Origin of the sequence: Micromonospora phytophila (assembly GCF_023656545.1) — a bacterium.
Lineage (GTDB): Bacteria > Actinomycetota > Actinomycetes > Mycobacteriales > Micromonosporaceae > Micromonospora > Micromonospora phytophila.
Genome location: NZ_JAMOKF010000036.1, coordinates 21510 through 28666, shown reverse-complemented (window position 1 = coordinate 28666; position 7157 = coordinate 21510). Strand labels below are relative to the sequence as shown.

8 protein-coding genes are annotated in these 7157 nt (G+C 73.6%); 3 read left to right on the top strand and 5 right to left on the bottom strand.

All coding sequences use genetic code 11. The annotated features are described in order from the left end of the window. Positions 1-86 precede the first annotated feature (86 nt). The 3 genes from NCC78_RS08035 to NCC78_RS08025 all read right to left on the bottom strand — a co-directional run bounded on the left by NCC78_RS08035 (position 87) and on the right by NCC78_RS08025 (position 2798). The gene (locus NCC78_RS08035; RefSeq protein WP_250792958.1) at positions 87-1169 is read right to left on the bottom strand and encodes a HAMP domain-containing sensor histidine kinase; all 1083 of its coding nucleotides are present in this window, start codon (positions 1167-1169) and stop codon (positions 87-89) included. Next, positions 1166-1843 carry a response regulator transcription factor gene (locus NCC78_RS08030; RefSeq protein WP_250792956.1) on the bottom strand — a complete coding sequence of 226 codons (678 nt, stop codon included), beginning with the start codon at positions 1841-1843 and terminating at the stop codon, positions 1166-1168. The genes NCC78_RS08035 and NCC78_RS08030 overlap by 4 nt, the downstream gene beginning before the upstream one ends. A 259-nt stretch (positions 1844-2102) precedes the next feature. Then, positions 2103-2798 (bottom strand): DUF5701 family protein, encoded by a 696-nt coding sequence (locus NCC78_RS08025; RefSeq protein ID WP_250792955.1) that lies wholly within the window; start codon positions 2796-2798, stop codon positions 2103-2105. Positions 2799-2887: 89 nt separating this feature from the next. Here NCC78_RS08025 and NCC78_RS08020 point away from each other — a divergent pair, with 89 nt between their 5' ends. The 3 genes from NCC78_RS08020 (at position 2888) to NCC78_RS08010 (ending at position 5087) form a co-directional block, all read left to right on the top strand. Next, positions 2888-3613, top strand: a complete 726-nt coding sequence (locus tag NCC78_RS08020) for a hypothetical protein (protein WP_250792954.1) — start codon at positions 2888-2890, stop codon at positions 3611-3613. 90 nt (positions 3614-3703) lie between these two features. Further along, positions 3704-4195, top strand: coding sequence for a SigE family RNA polymerase sigma factor (locus tag NCC78_RS08015; RefSeq protein WP_250792952.1), 492 nt, complete (start codon positions 3704-3706; stop codon positions 4193-4195). A 13-nt stretch (positions 4196-4208) separates the two neighbouring features. Then, the gene (locus tag NCC78_RS08010; RefSeq protein ID WP_250792951.1) at positions 4209-5087 is read left to right on the top strand and encodes a hypothetical protein; all 879 of its coding nucleotides are present in this window, start codon (positions 4209-4211) and stop codon (positions 5085-5087) included. A 44-nt stretch (positions 5088-5131) separates the two neighbouring features. Here the strand turns inward: NCC78_RS08010 and NCC78_RS08005 are convergent, their stop codons facing one another. Together NCC78_RS08005 and NCC78_RS08000 are read right to left on the bottom strand one after the other, a co-directional pair. Continuing rightward, the gene (locus tag NCC78_RS08005) at positions 5132-5893 is read right to left on the bottom strand and encodes a LytR/AlgR family response regulator transcription factor (protein ID WP_250792962.1); all 762 of its coding nucleotides are present in this window, start codon (positions 5891-5893) and stop codon (positions 5132-5134) included. A 35-nt stretch (positions 5894-5928) separates the two neighbouring features. Then, entirely contained in the window at positions 5929-7155 is a 1227-nt protein-coding gene (locus NCC78_RS08000) for a sensor histidine kinase (protein WP_250792950.1), read from the bottom strand. Between the last annotated feature and the right edge of the window lie 2 nt (positions 7156-7157).

Below are 7157 nucleotides of genomic sequence, written 5' to 3'. Positions count from 1 at the left end.
GGTGGGGCCGGGCGGGCCGGTCGGGGCAGCTCCGGGCGGGGTGGGCGGGCCGACCGGCGTGGGCGGGTCGGCCGGGGTGGGGGCGGTCATGCGGCCTCTTCTCGGATCGTTCCGGTTGCGGGCAGCGACACCTGGATCCGGCACCCGGAGCCGGCGCCGCGCGCGGTGGTGGACGGGTCGAGCACCTGGATGCGGCCGCCGTGCAGCTCGACGACCCAGCGGGCGATGGCCAGGCCCAGCCCGGTTCCGCCGCCGGCGGCCCGGTCACCCCGGGTGAACCGTTCGAAGACCCGGGACCGCTCGGCGTGCGGGATGCCATCGCCCTCGTCGCTGACCTCGAAGCGGAGCTGGCCGCCGTGTTCCTCCGCGGTCACCCGGACCGTGCCACCGGCCGGGCTGTGCCGGGCGGCGTTGTCGAGCAGGTTCGCGAAGACCTGGTGCAGCCGCCAGGGATCGGCGTGCACGGTGAGCGGGACCGGCGGCTCCTCCAGCCGGAACCGGACGTCCCGGCCGGCGCCCGCCGCGGTCGCGGTCGCGTGTTCCACCACCTCGTCGAGGAAGTCGGCCACGTCGATCCGCACCCGGCGCAGCGGCACCACCCCGGCGTCCAGCCGGGACAGGTCGAGCAGGTCGGCGACCAGGTGCCCGAGCCGCTCGGTCTGGCTCAGCGCGGCGCGCAGCGCGGCCGGGTCCGGTTCCGCCACCCCGTCGACCATGTTCTCCAGAACGCCCTGCAACGCCGTGATCGGCGTACGCAACTCGTGCGAGACGTTGGCGATCAGCTCACGCCGTCGCTGGTCGGCGGCGTGCAGGTCCTCGGCCATCTTGTTGAACGCCTGAGCCAGCTCGCCGACCTCGTCCCGGGATGTGGCGCGAACCCGGCGGGTGTAGTCACCGCGGGCCATCGCGCCGGCCGCGGAGGTCATCTCGCGCAGCGGCGAGGTCATCCCGTGGGCGAGCACCTGGGAGGTGAGCAGCGCGACGCCGATCGCGGTCGCCGAGGTCATCGGGGGCAGCCAGCCGATGGCGTACCAGAAGTAGGCCAGGCCGGCGGTGCCGGAGGCGACCAGCAGGAAGCCGAGCTTCACCTTGATCGACCGCACCGGATCGAGCGGGCGGGGCAGCAGTTCCAGCACCCGGTCGACCCGGGTGAGCAGGGTGTGGGTCATGCCGGCACCTCCAACGCGTAGCCGACGCCGTGCACCGTACGGATCAGGTCGGCGCCGAGCTTGCGGCGCAGCGCCTTCACGTGGCTGTCGACGGTGCGGATGCCGGCCCCGTCGGCCCAGCCCCACACGTCGGCGAGCAGGCGTTCCCGGGGCAGCACGGTCCGCGGCCGGCCGGCGAGGTGCACGAGCAGGTCGAACTCGGTCGGTGTCAGGTGCACCTCGGCGCCGCCCCGGCGGACCCGCCGCTCCGCCGGGTTGATCTCGATGTCGCCGAGCCGCAGCCCGGGCGCCGCGGTGACCGCCGCCCGTTCCACCCGGCGCAGCAGGACGTGCACCCGCGCCGCCAGCTCCCGCATGGAGAACGGCTTGGTCAGGTAGTCGTCCGCCCCCACCGCCAGCCCCACCAGCAGGTCGGTCTCGTCGTCGCGCGCGGTGAGCATCAGCACCGGCACCGGCCGGTCGGCCTGGATCCGCCGGCACACCTCCAGCCCGTCGAAGCCGGGCAGCATCACGTCCAGGACGACCAGGTCCGGCTGCCCGCTGCGGAACCGCTCGACCGCGCTGGGGCCGTCGCCCGCGATGTCCACGGTGAAGCCCTCGGCCCTCAGGCGGGCGGCCACCGACTCGGCGATGGTCCGCTCGTCCTCGACCACCAGTACCCGGCGTTCCTTCATGGGGCCTGACTGTAGGGAGCCGGCGTGGAGATCGGTGGGGCACGTTGTGGAGAACCTGTGGAGAACGCGCCACACCTGTGGACAACCCGGTGGACAACCCGGGTGACCTCTACGGACTCTGGCCCGTCGTTGTGGACGACGAAGGGAGCTGCGAGCGTGGGCGGGTGAACGCGAAGCCGTGCCGGCTGGCGGTTCCGGCTCCCGGACCGACCGGGCCGGGACGGCCGGGGCCTGCGCTCCCCGGCCGTCCCGGCGACCGTCACTCCGGGCCGACGCGCTCCGGGCGGGCGGAGGCGGAGCCGAGCCAGGTGTGCGGGTTGCCGTACCAGCACCAGCCGAGCTTCGGCGCACCCTGGCTGATCCAGATCGCCGGCACCCGCTTGTCGCCGCAGCGGGAGCCGACCAGCGAGAAGCACTTGTTCTTCGCCAGCGCCGCCGGGTACAGCGTGACGAAGGCGAGCCCCTCGTCGATGGTGAGCGGCAGCCGGTCCTGACCGGTGATCACCTCCATGGCGGCGGCGGGGGCCAGGTTGAGCGTCTCCTCGCCCCGGTCGACGTCGAAGAGCAGGTACGCCGGCCCGGCCGGCACCTCCAGTTCCTTGATCGGGTCGAAGCGCGGCAGGTCGCCCTCGGCGTAGTGCCGGTCGACGATGCCGGCCTTCCGCTTGCCGTCGAGGGTGGTCAGCGCGACGCGGGCCTCGACCGGCACGAGGTCGCGGGTGATGACCAGCAGGAACGGCACCCGGCCCTCGGTCGGCGCGGGCAGGCCCGCCGTCCCGGCGACGGCCGCCGCGCGCAGCGGCGCGACCAGGTCACGGAAGGCGTCCTCGGTCAGGTGGGCGAGCGCCGGGTAGCCCAGGGCCACCAGGCGGTCGAGCTGGCGGTCGAATTCGGTCGCGGCGTCGAACAAGGCGGCCTCCATCTTTCGTACGGAGTACCGTACAGCGTACGACATGCGGTGCTTATTCCCGCTCGGCTGTCCCGATCGCCAACCCGGCCGAACGCACCTGCAACCCCGTGCCGCGATCCTCCGGTCATAAGGTCATGAAGGCCATCAGGAGACGGTTCTGGATTCCGTTCGTGGCGCTCCTCGGCCTGTCCGTGGCCGCCGGGATCGCCGCGACCGGTCAGCGACCGCACGGCATCACCGGTACATGGTGGCCCATGACCACGCCGGCCGCCGGCCCTCGGTCGGTGGACGCCCCGACGCCCGTCGACGGCATCCGGCCCGGCATCTCCCGGACGGAACCGGCGGAGGTGGCGGCGCGGCGGATGGTCGTGGCGGTCAACCAGGCGCTCCTCGCGGAAGCCCCGGACGCGGTCTGGAGCCCGTCACCGGGCCACCCGGCGTATCTGGTGAAAGCGGGGCGGGACGGCCGTCCGATCTCCGTCCGGATCGGCTCGCCGCTTGTGCGCGACGAGCGCCGGGGTGACCTTCAGGTGACGATCACCCTCGGCGCGTCCGGGGCGGCCGAGCCTGAGGCACGCCGGTTCGACTGGTCCTGTCGGTCCGCCGACCGGCGCCAAGGCGCGCTCTGCGACGAATCTTCGGCGCCGGACGGCACCCGGACGAGGATCCAGACGAGCGTCGGTAGGGACGGTTCCGTCCGGCACCGGGTCGACGTCGAGTTGCCGGCGGCCGGCCGGCTCCAGTTGGACGTCTCGAACATCTCCGGGCAGGCTGAGGATCCACCTGCGTCGGACGCCCCGCTGCTGATGGAGGAGGCCCGGGCGGTGGCCCTGAACATCGCCGCCCGGATCGGACCCTGACCATCGCGAATCCGCGCCAGCACGGTGCAACCTGGCGGCACGATCGCTCCGTTGTACGGCCGTGATGGTCAGTGGAGAGGAAACAGCGCGGTGAGGCGGGCCGAGGAGGACGACTTCCACGCCTTCGTCGCCGAGCGGATGGGTCGCTGGCGGCGCAGCGCGTACCTGCTCTGCCAAGACTGGCACACCGCCGACGACGTCGTGTCGGTCGCCGTCGCGAAGCTCTACCGCAGTTGGCGGCGGGTGAGCCGGGCGGAGAACCGCGACGCGTACGCCCAGCGGGTGCTGACCCGCTGCTGGCTCGACGAGCGGCGCCGCCCCTGGCACAACCGGGAGCAGTCCAGGGCGGCAGTGCCGGACGTGGTGGGCCCGGTGCCGGAGACGGTGACCGACCGGGACGGGCTCGCCGCGCTGCTGCGCTCGCTGGCCCCGAAGCAGCGGGCGGTGCTCGTGCTGCGCTTCTACCTCGACTACTCGGTGGAGGAGACCGCCCGGACGCTCGGCATCTCCGCCGGCACCGTCAAGAGCCAGTCGGCACGCGGGCTGGCCAACCTGCGCACCGCCGTGACCGGCCGGTCCTGAGAGGGGGCATCAGATGGGTCATCAGCTGTTCGACGAGTTGATCGGTACTCCACCGCCGGCGCGGGTGGACGTCGGGGGCATCATCCGGCGAGGACGGCGCGCCAGCGCCGCCCGGCGGCTCGGCGGCTCGCTGGCCGCCGTCCTGGCGCTGGCGGTGGTCGGCAGCGTCGGTGTCGGCGTACGCGATCAGGAGCCCGGCCGCGCGCCGGCCCCGCCGGTGGCCGCACCCCCCTCGCCGACCGCGGACACCCGGTTCCGCCTGGTCTTCGACACGAAGGAGAGCGCCGAGGCCAGCGCGAGGCGCCTCAGCAGGGAGTTCGACGCGGCGCTACGCGAGGTGGCACCCGGCTCGAAGTGGTTCTGGATCCCGGACTACGTCGGCGAGCCCCGCAAGCCGGACGGGCAACCGCCGAGGTTCACCCACAACGGCAGCGAAGACCTCGTCCACGGTGGGTCCGGCGTGTCCTACCGGGGACGGAAGGGCCCCCTGGGAGTGTCGATCTCCCCGGACGTGTTCGAGCCCCACGGGTCTGGCGAGCCCACCGGCTCCCGGGACGCGTTCGCGCCCGGCGGGTCCGCCCAGCCCTCCGGACACCACTGGCCGTGCGAGCTGCCGCCGGGCCACGGGGACACGCGGTACCACCGGGTGTGCGCGGAGGGGACGACCCCGAGCGGGCTCCGGATGAAAGTCGAGACGCTGACCGGCAAGCGGGATGGCAGCGTGCAGCACATCGTCTCGATCCAGCTGCCCGGCAACCGGGCGTTCAGCGCGAACGTCAGCAACATGGTAGGAGTCGACGAGCAGGCCGTTCGCGCCCAGCCCGAGGCCCCGCTCTCCGCCGAGCAGCTCAGAGCCATCGCCGTACGGATCGCCGAGCAGATCAAGGCCTGACGACCCAGGTCGGGCCGAAACGGGCGGGCAGGACTGGAGCCGGGTCAGCGGTTCCAGTCCTGCTTCGCCGCCCGCACCAGCTTGTCCTTCAGCTCCCGGGTGTGCCGCCGGCTCACCGGCAGCTCCGCCGAGTCGATCAGCACCACGTAGCCCGAGTTGACCAGCCGCAGCTCGGCGATCAGCTTCAGCTGCACCAGGTACGACCGGTGGATCCGGACGAACCCGGCGTCCGCCCAGCGCTCGGCCAGCGTGGCCAGCGACACCCGCACCAGGTGCGAACCGTCGGCGGTGTGCAACCGCGCGTAGTCGCCCTGCGCCTCCACCCAGCGCACCGCCGAACGGGGCAGCATCCGGGTGGTGCCCGCCAGCTCGATCGGAATGGTCGGGTCCTCCTCGGCCCGGGCCAGGGCCGCCGGATGCGACGGCACCACCCTCGAGCCGATCACCCGGCGCAACGACTCGGCCAGCCGCTCCGCCCGGACCGGCTTGCGGACGTAGTCGGTGGCGCCCAGGTCGAAGGCGTCCACCGCCCCGTCGTCGTACGCGGTGACGAAGACGATCGCGGGCGGTCGGGCGAAGCGGCGCAGCACCCGGGCCAGCTCCATGCCGTCCAGTCCGGGCATCCGGATGTCCAGGAAGACCACGTCCACGTCGCCGTCGCGGAGCAGCCGCAACGCCTCGGTGGCGTCCCCGGCCGTGTGCAGCCGGGCCACCCGGGGGTCGGCCCGCAGGTGGTACGCCAGTTCGTCCAGCGCCGGCGGCTCGTCGTCCACCGCCAGCACCCGGAGGAATCCGGAGGCGTTCACCGCGCTGACCCGGTCGGTTCGCTCGCTGCGCTCGCTCACGAGTTCACCCGCACGCCGGGGTGGAACTTCGGCACCCGCATGCTCACCTTCGTACCCGAGCCGAGGCCCGTCTCGACGACCAGGCCGAAGCCGTCCCCGAAGACCGACCGGAGCCGCTCGTCGACGTTGGAGAGGCCGACGTGCTGGCCCGGGTCGTCACCCGGATCGCCGGTGGCGCCGGCCAGCTCCGCGATGCCGGCGGTCAGCGTGGTCGGATCCATCCCCACCCCGTCGTCCTCCACCGTGATGTGACACTCCGTGCCCGCATCGCGGGCCTCGATGCTCACCATGCCCGTGCCGGGCTTGCGGGACAACCCGTGCCGGACCGCGTTCTCCACCAGCGGTTGCAGGCACAGGAACGGCAGGGTCACCGGCAGCACCTCCGGGGCGATCTGCAACCGCACCTGGAGGCGGTCGCCGAACCGGGCCCGCTCGATGGTCAGGTAGCGGTCGATCGAGCGCAGCTCCTCGGCCAGCGTGGTGAACTCGCCGTGCGCCCGGAACGAGTAGCGGGTGAACTCGGCGAACTCCAGGATCAGCTCCCGCGCCCGGTCCGGGTCGGTGCGGACGAAGGAGCCGATCGCGGTCAGCGCGTTGTAGATGAAGTGCGGGCTGATCTGCGCGCGCAGCGCGCGGACCTCGGCACGGGCCAGCCGCTCCCGGGACGAGTCCAGCTCCGCCAGGGCGAGCTGGTTGCCGGCCCAGTGCGCGGTCTCCAGGGTGGCCTGCACCAGGCCCGGTGCGGGCTGGCCGTCGGCGACGGCGACCAGCGCCCCGACCATCCGCCCGTCCCCGCCGGTCAGCGGCGCGACCACCGCGCCGCGTACCGCGCAGTCCACCCGGTCGCAGTGCAGCTCCGCCTCGCCCAGCACGGTCGATCGGCCCGCCGCCACCGCCCGCCGGGCCGCCGCGAGAAGTTGCGCGTCATGGTGCCCGCCCCGCCCGTCCAGGGCCAGCAGCCCGTCGGCGTCGGTGAGCGCCAGCCCGGCCGCGCCCACCAGGGCCCGCAGATGGCGTACGGCCTTCGCCGCGTTCGCGGCGGTCAGCCCGGCGCGCAGCGGCTCGGCGGCCAGCCCGGCGGTGTGCAGCACCTCGTACGTGGCCCGCTGGGTGGCCGTGGCGATGCCCCGCCGCCCGCGCAGCCGAACCACCGCGAACAGGGCCGCGGCGAGCGCGGTGACCAGCGAGACGACGCCGAACACGGCGGAGAGGTTGCCACCCACGC